Here is a 15,203-nt window from a genome sequence, read left to right on the forward strand (position 1 = left end):
GTGGGCTCGGAGATGTGAATAAGGGCCGGGTCCTGCGTGCCGTGGTGGTCGGCTCGGGGGTGGGCTCCTGGGCGGGCTCCGGGTCAGCCAGCACTTCCGGCTGGAGCTCCGGCTCGGGGGTGCTGATGGCGAGGGCCGTCTGCAGGGCTTCCGGGGCAACGGCCGGGTCGGCATCGCGTGGGGCCGTCCGGCTGCGCCGGCGGGAGCGCTCCGCCTTGAGGCGCTCGTATTCCTCCGCGCCGAGTTCCGTGCGAACGACGCGGATGACCGTGTTGGCGCTGCAGCCGTAGCTGTCCGCCAGCTGCTGGCTGCTGGAGCCCTCCCGGAATCGGCCAACCAGCTCGGTTTTCTGGCTGTCGCTGAGCCGGGTGGCGGCCATGGAACGGTTCAGACGAGGTCGTCCACTGTAGGGGGGGCTACCGATGTGGTCTTGCCGCCGAACGCTGGCACAATGCCCACCGGGCTCCCTTAGCTCAGCTGGATAGAGCAGCTGCCTTCTAAGCAGCCGGTCGATGGTTCGAATCCATCAGGGGGCGTTGGCAGAACCGGGCGGGGATCTGGGTCTATCGCGGAGCTTCAGCGCCGCACCGGCACCACCTGCATGCCGATCGGGGCCAGGGCGATCAGGGCCAGCTTGATGTGCTGGATGCCGAAGGGGATGCCCACGATCGAGACGAAGCAGGCCAGGGCCGAACTGAGGTGGCCGATCGCCAGCCACCAGCCGGCCAGCAGGAACCAGATCACGTTGCCGACCAGCCCCAGCGGACCGGTGCCGAAGTCCATCCGGCCCGTGAGCTCCCGGCGGCTGACCGCCTCGTAGCCGAAGGGCCAGAAGGAGAAGGTGCCGATCACGAAGCAGGCCCGGGCCCAGGGGATCCCCACGATCGTGATCGCCGCCACCAGGCCGGCCAGCCACCAGCCCAGGCCCATCACGAAGCCCCCCAGCAGGAACCAGAGCAGGTTGAGCAGGAAGCGCAGCATGGGGAGAGCCGGTGCTGTCCCCAGCATGGCGGTACGGAGCGCGCCCGTCCCCGCCGTTCAGGCACCCACCGCCGGGAACAGTTTGCGGTTGCGGTTGGCGATCGCCACCAGCGACAGCATCACCGGAACCTCCACCAGCACCCCCACCACGGTGGCCAGGGCGGCCCCGGACTCGATGCCGAACAGGCTGATGGCCACCGCCACCGCCAGCTCGAAGAAGTTGGAGGCGCCGATCATGGCGCCGGGGGCGGCGATGGCGTGGGGCTGGCGCCAGAGGCGCATCCACTGGGCCGTGATCCAGAAGATCAGATAGGTCTGCAGGGTCAGCGGGATGGCGATCAGGGCGATGGCCAGCGGGTTGGCGAGGATCGCCCCGGCCTGCACCATGAACAGCAGCAGCACCGTGACGATCAGGCTGACGATCGCCACCGGCTTGAGCCGCTGCTCCAGGCGCTCGATGCGGGTGGGGGAGCGCAGCAGCACCCGGGTGAGCCAGCCCGCTGCCAGGGGCACCACCACGAACAGGCCCACCGCCGTGACCAGGGTGTCCCAGGGAACGAGCACATCGCTCACCCCCAGCAGCAGGGCGGCGATCGGCGCGAAGGCGAACACCATGATCAGGTCGTTGATCGCCACCTGGGCCAGGGTGTAGTTGGGGTCACCGTTGCTGAGCCGGCTCCACACGAACACCATGGCGGTGCAGGGTGCCACCCCCAGCAGGATCATGCCGGCGATGTACTGATCGCCCAGGTCGGCCGGGATCCAGGCAGCGAACAGCCCGCGGATGAACAGCCAGGCGATGGCCGTCATCGTCAGCGGCTTGATCAGCCAGTTCACGACCACCGTGACCACGAGCCCCTTCGGCTGGCGCCGCAGGCCGGCGATGGCGCCGAAATCCACCGCCAGCATCATCGGGAAGATCATTCCCCACACCAGCAGGGCGATCAGCAGATTGATGCGGGCGAACTCAAAGGCCCCAACGGCGGCGGCGAGCTGGGGTGCCAGGGCGCCGAGGGCCACACCGGCCACGATCGCCAGGCCGACCCACAGGCTCAGAAAGCGCTCGAAGATTCCCATCGAAAAGGGGTGGGTGGAGGGTTCAGGAGCAGGGTTCGGCCGGGGCGGTGCAACTGGCGGCCAGGGCGGCGAGCCAGGCCCGCAGGCGCTCGATGGCCTGGGGCTGCAGGCGGTAGTAAACCCAGCGGCCGCTCTGGCGATCGGCCAGCAGGCCCGTCTCCTTCAGCACCTTGAGGTGGAACGAGAGCTTCGACTGGGCCAGGCCCAGGTCGGCAGTGAGGTCGCAGACACAGCGCTCGCCGCCCCCGAGGGCCTCGATCACCTGCAGACGGATCGGATCGGCCAGGGCCTTGAGCAGCAGGCGCGCCTCCTCGGCCTGCAGGGGGGCCGGGGCGCAGGCGCTGGGCGGAGAGGGGGCGGTCCTTAACCCGGCCATAAATTCATCAACTTCGGCTGATGCAAGGGTAGGGGTCTGACGCGGCAGGCGCTGTGAGGATCGGCATCAACGGGTTCGGGCGGATCGGTCGCCTGGTGTTCCGCGCCCTGTGGGGGCGGCCGGGCCTTGAGCTGGTGCACGTCAACGACAGTGCCGGTGACGCCGCCGCCGCCGCCCACCTGCTGGAATTCGACTCGGTGCACGGCCGCTGGGACCGGCCCGCCGTGGCCGACGGCGAGGGCTTCACGGTTGACGGGCACCGGGTGGGCTGGTCACGGGGCAGCGATCCGGCCCTGGTGCCCTGGCAGGCGGCGGGGGTTGAGCTGGTGCTCGAGTGCAGCGGCAAGGTCAAGACCCCTGAGGCCCTCGCCCCCTACCTGCGGCAGGGGGGCGTGAAGCGGGTGATCGTGGCCTGCCCGGTGAAGGGCGAGCTGGACGGCGTGGAGATTCCCAACATCGTCTTCGGCATCAACCACGGCACCTACGTGCCGGATCGCCACCGGATCCTCACCGCCGCCTCCTGCACCACGAACTGCCTGGCGCCGGTGGTGCAGGTGGTGCACGAGAGCTTCGGCATCCGCCATGGCTCGATCACCACCCTGCACAACATCACCAACACCCAGGTGGTGATCGACGGCTTCAAGAGCGATCTGCGCCGGGCCCGCTCCTGCAGCCAGAGCCTGATCCCCACCACCACCGGATCGGCCAAGGCCATCGGCCTGATCTTCCCCGAGCTGCAGGGCAAGCTCAACGGCCACGCCGTGCGGGTGCCCCTGCTCAATGCCTCGCTGACCGATGCGGTGTTCGAGCTGGAGCGCCCGGTGACGGTGGCGGAGGTGAACGGCGCCTTCGCGGCGGCGGCGGCGGGCCCCCTGCTGGGCATCCTGGGCTACGAGGAGCGGCCCCTGGTGTCGGTCGACTACATCAACGACAGCCGCAGTTCGATCGTCGATGCCCTCTCGACGATGGTGATCAATGGCACCCAGCTGAAGGTGTACGCCTGGTACGACAACGAGTGGGGCTACAGCTGCCGGATGGCGGATCTGGCCTGCCATGTGATCGCCCTGGAGGAGCGGTGATGCGCACGCTTTCCCCCCTGCAGCAGTACGCGATCATCACCGCCAACAACTGGTCGTTCACGGTGACCGATGGGGCACTGCGCATGCTCGTGGTGTTCCACTTCCTGCAGCTGGGTTACACCACCCTGGAGATCGCCTTCCTGTTCATCTTCTATGAGTTCTTCGGGATTCTCACCAACCTCTACGGCGGCTGGCTGGGGGCCCGCTTCGGCCTGAAGCTCACCCTCTGGATCGGCACCCTGCTGCAGATCGGCGCCCTGCTGCTGCTGGTGCCGGTGGCCGACACCTGGCCCAATGCGTTGTCGGTGGGGTGGGTGATGGTGGCCCAGGCGATCAGCGGCATCGCCAAGGACCTGGAGAAGATGAGCGCCAAGAGCGCCATCCGGGTGGTGGTGCCGGAAACCCCGGAGGATCAGGCCAGGGGGGAGCAGCAGCTGTTCCGCTGGGTGGCCATCCTCACCGGGGCCAAGAATGGCCTCAAGGGTCTGGGTTTCTTCGTGGGGGGCCTGCTGCTCTACGCGGTGGGGTTCAACAAAGCTGTGATCGTGATGGCGGCCTGGTTGGCGCTGGCCTTTCTGGTCACGCTGCTGTTGCCGCGGGACATCGGCCGGATGAAGAGCAAGCCGGCCTTCAAGGCGCTGTTCTCCAAGAGCGAGGGCATCAATGTGCTCTCCCTGGCCCGCTTCTTCCTGTTCGGCGCCCGGGACGTGTGGTTCGTGGTGGCCCTGCCGGTGTTTCTGCAGACCACCCTGGGCTGGCGCTTCTGGGAGGTGGGCGGCTTCATGGGCCTGTGGGTGATCGGTTACGGCATCGTCCAGGGATCGGCGCCAAGCCTGCGCCGGGCCTGGGGCCAGACCCGGCCGCCGGGGCCCAGTGCCGTGCAGTTCTGGGCCGCCCTGCTCACGGTCATCCCCGCCCTGATGGCGATCACCCTCTGGCGCGAGGTGGGCAATCCCGCCCTCACGGTGGTGGTCGGTCTGGCCGTGTTCGGGGTGGTGTTCGCCATGAATTCCTCGATCCACAGCTACATGGTGCTGGCCTACACCGATGCCGATGCGGTGAGCCTGAACGTGGGCTTCTATTACATGGCCAACGCCGCCGGCCGCCTGGTGGGCACCCTGCTCTCGGGCGGCCTGTTCCTGGTGGGCGGAATCCAGGCCTGCCTGTGGGCCTCGGCCCTGATGGTGGGACTGGCGGCCCTGGTGAGCCTGCGGCTACCTCAGCCGCCCCGGCAGGCCCAGGCCAGCCCCCTGGCCCTCGGCTGATCGCTGACCCCAGAGCCAGCCCGCGCCGGCGGGGCTGTCGTGGCCATGCTGGACGCCGTTGTCCGGTCTGCGATGCCATTGAGCGCCCCGCCCCGCCAGAGGTTGCTCGAGGCGTATGGCGGCTGCTGGGAGGGCCTGTTCCACCGGCTCGGCCCCGATGGCCGCGAGATCGAGCGCTTCCCCACCCGTCTGCGGGTGAGCGACGAGGACGGCACGATCGAAGCCGCCCACACCTACCTGAACACCGGTCGCACCGTGCCGATGCGCTTCAGCGAGCCGCCGGCGGCGATGCAGATCAGCGCCGCCGGCCACTGGAGCCTGGGCATGGATCGGATGGGCCCGTGGCCCTGGATCGCCGAGCTCTGCGTCGTCCATGGCGAGCGGCGTCGGCGTGTGGTGCTGCGCCATGGCCTGGAGAAGCTCGAAAGCTTCACCGATGCCCGGGAATGGCGGCCCGGCACTGGTGACGGTGCCCCCGACTCGCCCCTTGTCGCTGTGATCGAGAGCATCGGATCCGAGAGCATCGCCTGGGGGAAAGCCGGCGGCCGCCGCTGGCACCTCGACGACGACGTCGAGGTGGTGCTCGCCCCTGCGCCAGGCCAGCCGGGGCCCGTGTGGGTGACGCTCAGCTGGCAGCCCGCCGGTGGCGCCCCCTGCCGGATCGAGCGCCGCTACAGCCCCTACGGTCTGCTGGAGCTCCTGACGGGGGACTGATGGGGCCTCCGCTGGTTTATCACCCGGCCTACGCGGTCCCCCTGCCCAGCGGCCATCGCTTCCCGATGCAGAAGTTCCGGCTGCTGAAGGAGCGGCTGGAGCAGCTGGAGCTGGCCCGCCCGGGGCAGATCCACCAGCCTTTGCCGGCACCACGCCGATGGATGGAGATGGTGCACGGCCGCAGCTACCACGAGGCCTTCTCCCGGGGACGGCTGAGTGCGCAGGAGGTGCGCCGCATCGGCCTGCCGGTGTCGGAGCCCCTGGTGCGACGCAGCTGGCTGGCGGTGGGGGGCACGGTGCTCACGGCCCGGCTGGCCCTGCGCCACGGCCTGGCCTGCCACCTGGCCGGCGGCACCCACCACGCCTTCCCGCTGCATGGCAGCGGCTTCTGCATCTTCAACGACTGCGCCGTGGCGGCCCGGGTGCTGCTGGCCGAGGGCCTGGTGCGGCAGGTGCTGGTGGTGGACCTGGACGTGCACCAGGGGGACGGTACGGCGGCGATCTTCGCAGGCGACCCCCGGGTGTTCACCTTCTCGATGCACGCGGCCAGCAACTTCCCCCTGCACAAGCAGACGGGCGACCTCGACCTGGCCCTGGAGGACGGCGTCGGGGATGACGCCTACCTGCGGACCCTGGAGCGGACCCTGCCGGATCTGCTGGATCAGGTGCGTCCGGATCTGGTGCTCTACAACGCCGGTGTCGATCCCCACCGGGACGACCGCCTCGGCCGGCTGGAGCTGAGCGACGACGGCCTGCACCGGCGCGACCGGCTGGTGATCGATGCCGCCCTGCGGCGCCGCCTGCCGGTGGCCACCGTCATCGGCGGGGGCTACGACGACCTGGCGGCCCTGGTGGAGCGCCACACCCTGGTGGTGCGGGCCGCCGACGGTCTTTCGCGGATCCACGCCACCGGCACGGAGCGGTCATGTCCTGTCACAGATGGCCCTGGCCCCGGTCAGGGCTGAGTCATACGGGGGCGTTTGTCTGGTGGGGCCACGGAGCTTCCGCCATGATCAGCCGTTTCTCCCGCCTGCTTCACGCCGCCCTGGTGGTGGCCTGCGGCGCGGGGATCGTCTATGCCCCGGTCCAGGCCCAGACCTCCCTGACCGTGCCCCTGGGCCAGTCCGGCTACTACGGCCGGATCACCATCGGCAACCAGGCCCCACCGCCGGTCCTGGGCTACGCCCCGGTGATCGCCTGGCCGTCACGGAGCGGCGACCGCTGGAGCCAGCCCGCGATCGCGCCCATCTACCTGCGGGTGCCCCCCCAGCAGGCCCGCGACTGGCGCCGCTACTGCGGGCTGTACCAGGCCTGCAGCGTGCCGGTGCTGTTCGTCCAGGACGACTGGTACCGCAACACCTACGCGCCGCAGGTGCGGGCGGCCCAGGCCAGGCAGGCCCGACAGGCAGCCCGGCAGGCCCGGCGCGCCAAGGAGGAGCGCGATCGCTGGCGTGCCTCCTGGGAGAAGGGGAGGCGGCTGGTGACCCCCGACGGCCGCGTCTACGTGCTCGACAAGCGACGCAACCGTGACGACGACGATTGAGTCAGCGGCGGCCGAGCAGGTCCTCCCAGGTGAGGGGGTGCTGGGAAGGGTCGTGGCGGACCGGCCTGGCCGCCAGGGGGCAGCAGGGGTAGGCATGGGGGCCGCGGCCGGAGGCGGCGGAGCTGGAGCTGGAGCTGGGGCGGGTCGCGGCGGACGGGCGCCTGGAGAGGGTGTTCATCGGAACGTTGGACAAGGGGATATGGATCTCGCACCGGGAGGCTGCCGTTCCCCCGCGGGGAATCACACACGGCAGTCGTTGAGGGCCCAGGTGGACCGACGTTGGACCTGGTGGACCGACCCCAGGAAGCGCGGGGCGGCTCGGTGCTGGCTCCGGCGAAGGCGAACAACAGGTTCGCCGGCTTCTGCCGGATGAATTCACCCTAGCCGATGCTTCGGCGGCCCCGTTCCCGGGGGCCGCCCAGACAAGGCCCCAGGGTGGTGGCGCCATCAACAACCGCAACTAGAATCAGCCTTCCCCCTGTTCGCGCTTCATGGCAGGGGCGTGCCGGGCCCTTGTCATGTCACAGGATCTGCATCCCGAAGGGAAGCGTGCCAGCACACGGCACCACGTCCCGGTCGGCGTTTCGGTCAGCCTCACCCTGGCTTCGAAGCAATCGGTGTTCGTCAATCTCCGCGATGTCAGCGAACACGGAGCCTGCGTTCTGCGTCAGGGCAGCCTGGACGTCCAGGAGGACGACACGGTCATCTTCGAAGCCCGCAATTATGACGCCGGCTCCAAGGTGACCCTGCGCTCCAAGGTCCGCTGGGTGCGCAACACCGGCTTCAACACCTACGTGGGCCTCTCCTTCCTCAACGCCTCGCTCCCCCTGGAGGCCCTCACCAGGCTGGTCGCCTGAGCCCCAATCAGCCCCGATCGCTGCCTGATCCGTGCTCCTGAATCGGTAGAGCACCATCCGTGAGCGTGCGGTTGAAACGGGTACCACGGAACTCAGCACCATCGAGAGTTGCTCCCCGAAGATCCGCACCGGAGAGGTCGGTTTCCGTGAAATTGGCCCCACGCAGATCGGCGTCCCGGAGATTCGCCCCTGTCAGATCGGCGCGGCTGAAATCCGCCTGGGCCAGATCGGCGCCATGGCCATCGGCGTTGCGCAGCACCGTGCCGGAGAAGTTGGCACCACGCCAGCGGCCGAAGGGAATCCTCAGACCCTCCAGATTGGCGCCCTCCAGATCAAAGCCGTCCTGCCAGAGGCCATCGGCGGAGAGCATCTCCAGGGCCCGAAGGCGGCCCAGGGTGTTGGAGACCCCGGCCTGACGCGGGGCCAGCAGGAGTTCGAACATCTCCATGTGCTCCTTCTCCTTCCGCTGTCCGGCCTCCAGGAGATAGACGATGGCCGCCGTGACGATGCTGAACGATTCGACGGTGCTGACGCTGATGATCTCCAGGAAATTGCTGGTCAGGCAGTCGGCCTGCCCCGCCTTGGCATGGCAGTTCTCGAATCGGTTGACCACGGCCAGCAACGCGAAGGACAGCGCGGCGGCCATCAGGACCCGGAAACCGAAGGAGCGGTCCAGCAGCCGGAAGAACGGCGATTCACGCCGCCGCTTCTGGCGTGCGTACCAGGTGGAGTCGGGAGAGGGCCTGCGCATCGGCGTCTGCACCTGGCGTGGGTGGATCGGTCACCATGATGGGCGGCCGTGCAGGCCGGCGCCTCTCACCATGAAAAAACCCCCTGCTCTCGCAGGGGGTTGGCAGCATCCGGACAACCGGAGGGGCTGGATCAGCCGATCGCCGGGGCGGTCAGAGCCACGGGGGTGGCGCTGGCAGCGGCCAGGTCGAGGGGGAAGTTGTGCGCATTGCGCTCGTGCATCACTTCCATGCCGAGGCCGGCACGGTTGAGCACGTCGGCCCAGGTGTTGATCACCCGGCCCTGACCATCAAGGATGGACTGGTTGAAGTTGAAGCCGTTCAGGTTGAAGGCCATCGTGCTCACGCCCAGGGCGGTGAACCAGATGCCGATCACCGGCCAGGCGGCCAGGAAGAAGTGCAGGCTGCGGCTGTTGTTGAAGGAGGCGTACTGGAAGATCAGGCGACCGAAGTAACCGTGGGCGGCCACGATGTTGTAGGTCTCTTCCTCTTGGCCGAACTTATAGCCGTAGTTCTGGGACTCGCTCTCGGTGGTCTCACGCACCAGGGAGGAGGTCACCAGGGAGCCGTGCATGGCGGAGAACAGGGAGCCACCGAACACACCGGCCACACCCAGCATGTGGAAGGGGTGCATCAGGATGTTGTGCTCAGCCTGGAACACCAGCATGTAGTTGAAGGTGCCGCTGATGCCGAGGGGCATGCCGTCGGAGAAGGAACCCTGACCGAAGGGGTAGATCAGGAACACGGCGCTGGCGGCCGCCACGGGGGCGGAGTAGGCGACGCAGATCCAGGGGCGCATGCCGAGGCGGTAGGAGAGTTCCCACTCACGGCCCATGTAGGCGAAGACGCCGATCAGGAAGTGGAAGACCACCAGCTGGTAAGGGCCACCGTTGTACAGCCACTCGTCGAGGCTGGCGGCTTCCCAGATGGGGTAGAAGTGCAGGCCGATGGCGTTGCTGGAGGGGACAACGGCGCCGGAGATGATGTTGTTGCCGTACATCAGCGAGCCGGCGACGGGCTCACGGATGCCGTCGATGTCGACGGGGGGTGCCGCGATGAAGGCGACGATGAAGCAGATGGTGGCGGCCAGCAGGGTGGGGATCATCAGCACACCGAACCAACCGACGTAGAGACGGTTGTTGGTGGAGGTGACCCACTCACAGAACTGGTTCCACACCGAAGCGCCGGAGCGCTGCTGGAGAGTGGCGGTCATGAGTGCAGGAAAGTGTGCTTTCAGGCGGAAGCGCGAGTGCGCCGGCCATGGGCGTAAGGAAGGGCGACGGATCGCCTCACAGCAATGTAACAGACCATTGCGGGGTGTGAGGCGGTCTTCATGAAGAAAAGATGAGCGTCCCGCCTGGCCTGCCCCCCCTGCCGCTGCTAGGAGGTGAGGTGATCCGGTCATCCCGCCCTGCCGCCGATGGTCTCGCGTTCGTCGCCTCCTCCCCAGCCAGCGCGCTGTGCCGGCCACCGCCTGCGCCACCAGCTGCTTCGGCGCCTGCGCGGACCGGCGCCGGCCCTGCTGCTGCTCCCCCTGATGGTGGCCGGCTGCCAGGGCCTGCCCAATGCCGAAAGCCGCCGCATCGACCAGCTCGAACTCAAGATCCAGCAGCTCGAGCAGCGGCTCAACAAGGCCGACCTGCGTCCCGACACCGCCGATCCGGCCGGCAAGCCCCCCGCCGGCGTGGTCAAGTCGCTGACCCTGCGCACCGACACCGAAGACGACCGCCTGCGCATCTACTGGGCCGACGGCAGCAAGACCGACCTCCCCTGCACCAAGGAACAGACCACCCTCGTCTGCGGCTGACCATGACCTCCTCCCCCCTGCGGCCCCTGCTGGGCTGCCTGGCCCTGCTGCTGGCCGCCCCCCTGGTGGGGCCTTCCCCGGCCCTGGCCCAGATGACCCAGGAGCAGGCCTTCCAGCGGGGCCGCGCCGCCAACCTGGCCCGGATGCGGGCCGAGCTGATCAACGGCGGCCTCGGGGTCTACCGGTCCGCCCCCTGCATGTACGAGCGCAGTGGCGGCAGCTGCCTGGTGCGCGCCGATGCCGACGGCTTCCTGTTCCGCTTCTTCGGGGGCGTGCCCGGCTGGGCCCAGCTGGGCCTGCCGCCGACCGTGGAGAGCGAGATCCTCGTCGCCCCGGATGGTCGCAACGTCCTGGGCGTGGTCTACAACGGGCCGCCCCGCTCCCAGCCCGCCCCCGCCGGCCAGGGCCAGGCTCAGCCCGGGCCCTGAAGCTCCCGGGCCAGGTCGGCCAGGGCCTGGCCCCAGCCCGGCTCCACCGGCCACGATTCCCGGCGGGTGAGGCTGAGGGCGATGCCCTTCTCGCCGTAGGCCGCCTCGTTGATGAACACGGCCCAGACGGGCCCGTCCAGGTCCTCCCGCGGGTGGAACGGAATCGTGGCGCCCTCGGCCGTCAGGAACAGGGGATCACCGGCGGCGATCGGTTGCCAGTCGCGGTTCTGACGCTGGGGGTGCACCACCGCCGCCGGGCTGCCGTCGCCATGGCGGGGCAGATCGAGGCTGCCCAGGTGCCGGTGGACCACCAGCCGCTCCGGCAGGCGCAGAGCGCCGGAGCGGGCCTGGGCCAGCACCTCCAGGGCCGCCTCCAGGGCCAGCTGGCTCTGCCGGCAGATCGGTTCCTGGATCACGCCCTGGGGCACCGGACCCACCTCCACCACCAGCCCGCAGGGCCAGCGCTCCACCAGGTAGCCGGTCTGGGCCCGGTCCTGCTCATGCAGGTAGATCGGCAGGCCCAGGCGCCGCTGCACGCCCGCCGCCAGGGCCAGGTCGGCCGGCCGCCGGCCGTAGACCACCAGGCTGCTGCCCATGGCGGCCGTGGTGCTGTGCAGGTCGAGGGCCACCAGGCAGGGGGCGCTTCCATCGGGCCCGTGGCGGGCCAGCAGCTCCCGGGCCCGCTCCCGTTCCCGGTCCCCCGGTCCGGGGGCGTCCAGGAGGTCGGGCACGAAGCTGCGGTTGAGGTCGCGATCGAGATAGCGCACGCCGGCGGCATGGGCGGCGGGGTTGCCCAGCACCAGCTCCAGGGCGAGACCGCTGCCGCGCAGCTGCGCCGGGTGCCGTCGCCAGGCCTCCAGCAGCCAGGGCGCGTTGCGTTCGTTGCCGTGGGTGCCCCCCACCACCATCACCCGGCCCGCCACCATCGCCTGCTCGCTCAGAGGGCCCCAGCCTGGCGCAGAGTCAGGGCAGGACACCGTGATGACCCATGGCCCCGCCCGCCCCGCTGGTGCGCTCCGCCCGGCAGCTCTGGCAGTGCCAGTGGCGCCTGCTGATGGGCGGCCTCGGCCCCGCCGACAGCCAGGGCCGCTACCGCCGGCCTGTCGGGGCCTTCACCGCCCTGCCGCCGCTGCCGGAGGACGCCGCCGCAGCTGGCGCCCACGTGCTGATCGTGGGCCGCAGCTGCCCCTGGGCCCACCGGGCCTGGCTCACCTGGAGCTTGCGGGGCCTGGCCCCGATGATCGACACCGTGGTGGTGGTTCCCGATCCGGATGCCGGCCGCTGGCGGTTCAGCGAGCCCTTCGAGGGCTGCGGCACCCTGCTGGAGCTCTACCGCCGCTGCGGCGCCGATCCCCGCGCCCGGGCCACCGTGCCGGCCCTCTTTTCCCGGCGGACGGGGACGATCCTGGTGAACGAGAGCGCCCGCCTGATCGAGCTGCTCAACGCCTGGCCCGCCGCGCCCGGGGCGCCGGACCTGGCGCCGCCGGAGGACCTCCCGGCGATCAGCGCCTGGCGGGAGCGCCTGCAGGGGGATGTCAACGACGGGGTGTACCGCTGTGGCTTCGCCCGCAACCAGGCCGCCTACGACGAGGCGGAGGCGGCCCTGTTCGCCGCCCTGGAGGCGGTCGAGGCGGCCCTGGCCGCCGGCGGGGAGAGCGGCGGCGGCTGGCTGTGTGGCGGCCCCGCCCCGAGCCTGGCGGACGTGGTGCTGTTCCCCACCCTGATCCGGATGGAACTGGTCTACGCGCCCCTGTTCGGCTGCAGCCGCCGGCCCCTCTGGAAGCTGCCCGGGCTGTGGGACTGGCGGCGCCGCTTCCACGCCCTGGAGGGGGTCGCCGCCACCTGCTTCCCGGACGCCTGGCGCCGCGACTACTTCGGGGCCCTGTTCCCCCTGCACCCCTCCGGCATCGTCCCGGCGGGACCGGACCTGGCCACACTGGTAGGCAGCCCGCCCCCGGCCGCCCCCGGCGCCCCCACCCGATGAGCAGCACCCTGGCCACCCCGGACGGCGCCGACCCCGTCTTCGAAGGGGTGTACGGCCCCTTCACGATCACCGCCACCGACCGCCGCGAGGTGCTCGGCTACCGGCTGGCCCTGACGGCGGTCGCCCTGGGCCAGCTGGCCCTGCTGGCCCAGTGGCGCCAGCTGGGCCCGGAGCTGCTCTGGCCCTGGCTGCTGGTGATGGCGGCCGGACTGGGCCTGGCCCTGCGCTGGATCCACATCTACCTGCGCCCCCTGCACCGGGCCCTGCAGCTGTTCTGGCTGGCGGGCTGCCTGGGCGGCGGCCTGCTGGCCCTGCGGGCCGGGCCGGGGCGGATGCTCCCCGCCCTGGTGGACCAGCCCCTGTGGATCCTGGCGGTGGGGCCCTTCTTCGCCGCCCTGGCCGGCATCGGCTTCAAGGAGTTCTTCTGCTTCCAGCGCCCGGAGGCGGTCGGCGTCACCCTGCTGCTGCCCCTGGCCCTGCTCGGCCGCCTGGCCGGCGTGCTGAGCCCGGCCACCACCGCCAGCCTGCTGGCGGCCGAAGCCCTGCTGCTGCTGGTGCTCTGCCTGCGCAAGTTCCCGATGCCGGCGGCGGCGGACGTGGGCGACAAGAGCGTCTTCGCCCACCTGGAGCAGCAGCGCCGGGGGCCGGGCCCGTCCGTTGAAACCCCATGAGCCTGATCAGCCTGGTGGGGGCCGCCAAGGACTTCGGCCTGCGCAGCCTGTTCGCCGACCTCGATCTGCACGTGGGGGAGCGGGACCGGCTGGGCCTGATCGGCCCCAACGGCGCCGGCAAGAGCACCCTGCTGCGGGTGCTGGCGGGCCTCGAACCGCTGGATCGGGGTGAGCGCCGCTGCCACGCCCGCACCCGGGTGGTGCTGCTCGACCAGGAGCCCCGGCTGGATCCGGCCCTGACCGTGCTGGAGCAGGTGTTCGCCGGGGACGGCGAGGCCATGGCCCTGCTGCGCGAGCACGCCGGGGTGAGCCACCAGCTGGCGAGCGGGGCGGAGGAGGGCCCGTTGCTGGCCCGCCTCAGCGCCCTGCAGCACCGCATGGACAGCTGCCAGGCCTGGGATCTGGAGCGCCGCTGCCGCGAGGTGCTGGAGCGCCTGGGCATCGACGCCGCCCACCAGGAGCGGACGATCGGCGAGCTCTCCGGCGGCAACCGGCGCCGTGTCGCCCTGGCGGCGGCCCTGGTGGCCGAACCGGAGGTGCTGCTGCTGGACGAACCCACCAACCACCTCGATGCCGAGGGGGTGGAGTGGCTGCAGAGCTACCTGGATCGCTTCGCCGGCGCCCTGGTGCTCGTCACCCACGACCGCTATCTGCTCGATCGCGTCACCAGGAGGATCGTGGCGGTGGATCGGGGCGAGGCCCGCCCCTATGAGGGCAACTACGGCACCTACCTGGCCCTGAAGGCGGCCGAAGAGGAGGCCGAGGCCTCCACCGCCGCCAAGCTCAAGGGAACCCTGCGGCGGGAGCTGGCCTGGATGCGCCAGGGCCCCAAGGCCCGCAGCACCAAGCAGAAGGCCCGGCTGCAGCGCATCGATGCCCTGCTGGAGGCCCCCACCCGCCAGGGGCGGACCAGCCTGGCGATGGCCGCCACCGCCCGGCGCATCGGCAAGCGAGCGATCACCGCCGAGGGCCTGGCGGTGGCCGTGGGGGATCGCACCCTGCTGCGGGACTTCAGCTACGACTTCAGCCCCGAGGACCGGGTGGGGATCATCGGACCCAACGGGGCCGGGAAATCCAGCCTGCTGGAGGTGATCGCCGGCCGCCGGCCCCCCAGCGAAGGCCTGCTGGAGCTGGGGGCCACGGTGAAGCTGGCCTACTTCGACCAGCACAGCGACGTGCTGCTGGCCAGGGACGGCAAGCGCAAGGTGATCGAGGTGGTGCAGGAGGCCGCCAGCCGGGTGCAGGTGGACGGGGTGGAGCTGACGGCCTCCCAGCTGCTGGAGCGGTTCCTGTTTCCCCCCGCCCAGCAGCACCAGCCGGTGGCCAAGCTCTCCGGGGGCGAGCGCCGGCGGCTGCATCTCTGCCGGCTGCTGATCGAGGCCCCCAACGTGCTGCTGCTGGACGAGCCCACCAACGACCTCGACGTCCACACCCTGAGCGTGCTGGAGGACTTCCTCGAGGATTTCCGGGGCTGTGTGGTGGTGGTCTCCCACGACCGCTGGTTCCTGGACCGCACCGTCGACCGCCTGTTCCACTTCGAGGCGGGCCTGCTGGAGCGCTTCGAGGGCAACTACAGCAGCTGGCTGGAGCGGCGGGCCCAGGCCCCGGTCCCCACCCCAGCCGCCACCCCCGGGTCTGCCTCCGGGACGGCCCCAGCCCCGGAGGCCAACCG

General features: G+C 70.4%; 18 protein-coding genes, 1 tRNA gene and 1 pseudogene. 12 read left to right on the forward strand and 8 right to left on the reverse strand.

All coding sequences use genetic code 11. The features are described from left to right. A pseudogene (locus VB737_RS10545) lies at window positions 1–379 on the reverse strand (hypothetical protein); the annotation flags it as partial. An 83-nt stretch (window positions 380–462) separates the two neighbouring features. Between VB737_RS10545 and VB737_RS10550 the strand changes: the two are divergent. Beyond that, a tRNA-Arg gene (locus tag VB737_RS10550) sits at window positions 463–536 on the forward strand. A 40-nt stretch (window positions 537–576) separates the two neighbouring features. Here VB737_RS10550 and VB737_RS10555 read toward each other — a convergent pair. Genes VB737_RS10555 through VB737_RS10565 form a run of 3 tightly spaced genes read right to left on the reverse strand, consistent with a single transcriptional unit; the run spans window position 577 to window position 2,434 of the window. Then, window positions 577–981, reverse strand: a complete 405-nt coding sequence (locus VB737_RS10555; protein ID WP_323305676.1) for a YccF domain-containing protein — start codon at window positions 979–981, stop codon at window positions 577–579. A 57-nt stretch (window positions 982–1,038) separates the two neighbouring features. Further along, window positions 1,039–2,058, reverse strand: coding sequence for an ACR3 family arsenite efflux transporter (arsB, locus tag VB737_RS10560; protein WP_500312811.1), 1,020 nt, complete (start codon window positions 2,056–2,058; stop codon window positions 1,039–1,041). Between the two features lie 22 nt (window positions 2,059–2,080). Beyond that, window positions 2,081–2,434: an ArsR/SmtB family transcription factor gene (locus VB737_RS10565; protein WP_500312813.1), complete on the reverse strand. Its 354-nt coding sequence runs from the start codon at window positions 2,432–2,434 to the stop codon at window positions 2,081–2,083. Between the two features lie 53 nt (window positions 2,435–2,487). On the opposite strand from VB737_RS10565, the gene VB737_RS10570 reads away from it, so the two are divergent. From VB737_RS10570 to VB737_RS10590, 5 genes are all read left to right on the forward strand, one after another. Further along, window positions 2,488–3,513 (forward strand): ArsJ-associated glyceraldehyde-3-phosphate dehydrogenase, encoded by a 1,026-nt coding sequence (locus VB737_RS10570; protein WP_500312814.1) that lies wholly within the window; start codon window positions 2,488–2,490, stop codon window positions 3,511–3,513. Further along, entirely contained in the window at window positions 3,513–4,778 is a 1,266-nt protein-coding gene (arsJ, locus tag VB737_RS10575; protein WP_500312816.1) for an organoarsenical effux MFS transporter ArsJ, read from the forward strand. The genes VB737_RS10570 and arsJ overlap by 1 nt, the downstream gene beginning before the upstream one ends. Window positions 4,779–4,850: 72 nt before the next feature. Next, window positions 4,851–5,492 carry a DUF3598 family protein gene (locus tag VB737_RS10580; protein ID WP_500312818.1) on the forward strand — a complete coding sequence of 214 codons (642 nt, stop codon included), beginning with the start codon at window positions 4,851–4,853 and terminating at the stop codon, window positions 5,490–5,492. Then, window positions 5,492–6,457, forward strand: a complete 966-nt coding sequence (locus tag VB737_RS10585) for a histone deacetylase family protein (protein WP_500312819.1) — start codon at window positions 5,492–5,494, stop codon at window positions 6,455–6,457. The genes VB737_RS10580 and VB737_RS10585 overlap by 1 nt, the downstream gene beginning before the upstream one ends. Before the next feature lie 44 nt (window positions 6,458–6,501). Further along, on the forward strand, window positions 6,502–7,035 hold the full coding sequence (locus VB737_RS10590) for a hypothetical protein (protein ID WP_500312821.1): 534 nt from the start codon (window positions 6,502–6,504) through the stop codon (window positions 7,033–7,035). Window position 7,036: 1 nt separating this feature from the next. Here VB737_RS10590 and VB737_RS10595 read toward each other — a convergent pair whose 3' ends face one another. Further along, the gene (locus VB737_RS10595; RefSeq protein WP_500312823.1) at window positions 7,037–7,228 is read right to left on the reverse strand and encodes a hypothetical protein; all 192 of its coding nucleotides are present in this window, start codon (window positions 7,226–7,228) and stop codon (window positions 7,037–7,039) included. Window positions 7,229–7,553: 325 nt separating this feature from the next. On the opposite strand from VB737_RS10595, the gene VB737_RS10600 reads away from it, so the two are divergent. Continuing rightward, complete coding sequence (locus VB737_RS10600; protein WP_500312825.1) at window positions 7,554–7,892, forward strand: PilZ domain-containing protein; 339 nt, start codon at window positions 7,554–7,556, stop codon at window positions 7,890–7,892. Between the two features lie 7 nt (window positions 7,893–7,899). On the opposite strand, the gene VB737_RS10605 is transcribed toward VB737_RS10600, so the two are convergent. Together VB737_RS10605 and psbA are read right to left on the reverse strand one after the other, a co-directional pair. Further along, window positions 7,900–8,643 carry a pentapeptide repeat-containing protein gene (locus VB737_RS10605; protein WP_500312827.1) on the reverse strand — a complete coding sequence of 248 codons (744 nt, stop codon included), beginning with the start codon at window positions 8,641–8,643 and terminating at the stop codon, window positions 7,900–7,902. A gap of 131 nt (window positions 8,644–8,774) precedes the next feature. Continuing rightward, the gene (psbA, locus tag VB737_RS10610; protein WP_015109068.1) at window positions 8,775–9,854 is read right to left on the reverse strand and encodes a photosystem II q(b) protein; all 1,080 of its coding nucleotides are present in this window, start codon (window positions 9,852–9,854) and stop codon (window positions 8,775–8,777) included. A gap of 207 nt (window positions 9,855–10,061) precedes the next feature. Between psbA and VB737_RS10615 the strand changes: the two genes are divergently transcribed. Both VB737_RS10615 and VB737_RS10620 read left to right on the forward strand, forming a co-directional pair. Continuing rightward, a complete protein-coding gene (locus tag VB737_RS10615) occupies window positions 10,062–10,448 on the forward strand; it encodes a hypothetical protein (RefSeq protein WP_500312829.1) in 387 nt (128 codons plus the stop codon). A 2-nt stretch (window positions 10,449–10,450) separates the two neighbouring features. Beyond that, on the forward strand, window positions 10,451–10,876 hold the full coding sequence (locus tag VB737_RS10620) for a hypothetical protein (RefSeq protein ID WP_500312831.1): 426 nt from the start codon (window positions 10,451–10,453) through the stop codon (window positions 10,874–10,876). Here the strand turns inward: VB737_RS10620 and VB737_RS10625 are convergent. Continuing rightward, a complete protein-coding gene (locus VB737_RS10625) occupies window positions 10,861–11,802 on the reverse strand; it encodes an aspartoacylase (RefSeq protein ID WP_500312833.1) in 942 nt (313 codons plus the stop codon). The genes VB737_RS10620 and VB737_RS10625 overlap by 16 nt on opposite strands. Before the next feature lie 62 nt (window positions 11,803–11,864). Here VB737_RS10625 and VB737_RS10630 point away from each other — a divergent pair, with 62 nt between their 5' ends. From VB737_RS10630 to VB737_RS10640, 3 genes are all read left to right on the forward strand, one after another. Next, on the forward strand, window positions 11,865–12,860 hold the full coding sequence (locus VB737_RS10630; protein ID WP_500312835.1) for a glutathione S-transferase C-terminal domain-containing protein: 996 nt from the start codon (window positions 11,865–11,867) through the stop codon (window positions 12,858–12,860). Further along, on the forward strand, window positions 12,857–13,531 hold the full coding sequence (locus VB737_RS10635; protein ID WP_500312837.1) for a DUF2301 domain-containing membrane protein: 675 nt from the start codon (window positions 12,857–12,859) through the stop codon (window positions 13,529–13,531). The genes VB737_RS10630 and VB737_RS10635 overlap by 4 nt, the downstream gene beginning before the upstream one ends. Then, a partial coding sequence (locus VB737_RS10640) for an ABC-F family ATP-binding cassette domain-containing protein (protein ID WP_500312839.1) occupies window positions 13,528–15,203 on the forward strand: 1,676 nt, incomplete at its 3' end. The genes VB737_RS10635 and VB737_RS10640, both read left to right, overlap by 4 nt.

The organism is Synechococcus sp. BA-120 BA3 (assembly GCF_034931285.1).
In the GTDB taxonomy this organism is placed as follows: Bacteria; Cyanobacteriota; Cyanobacteriia; order PCC-6307; family Cyanobiaceae; genus Cyanobium.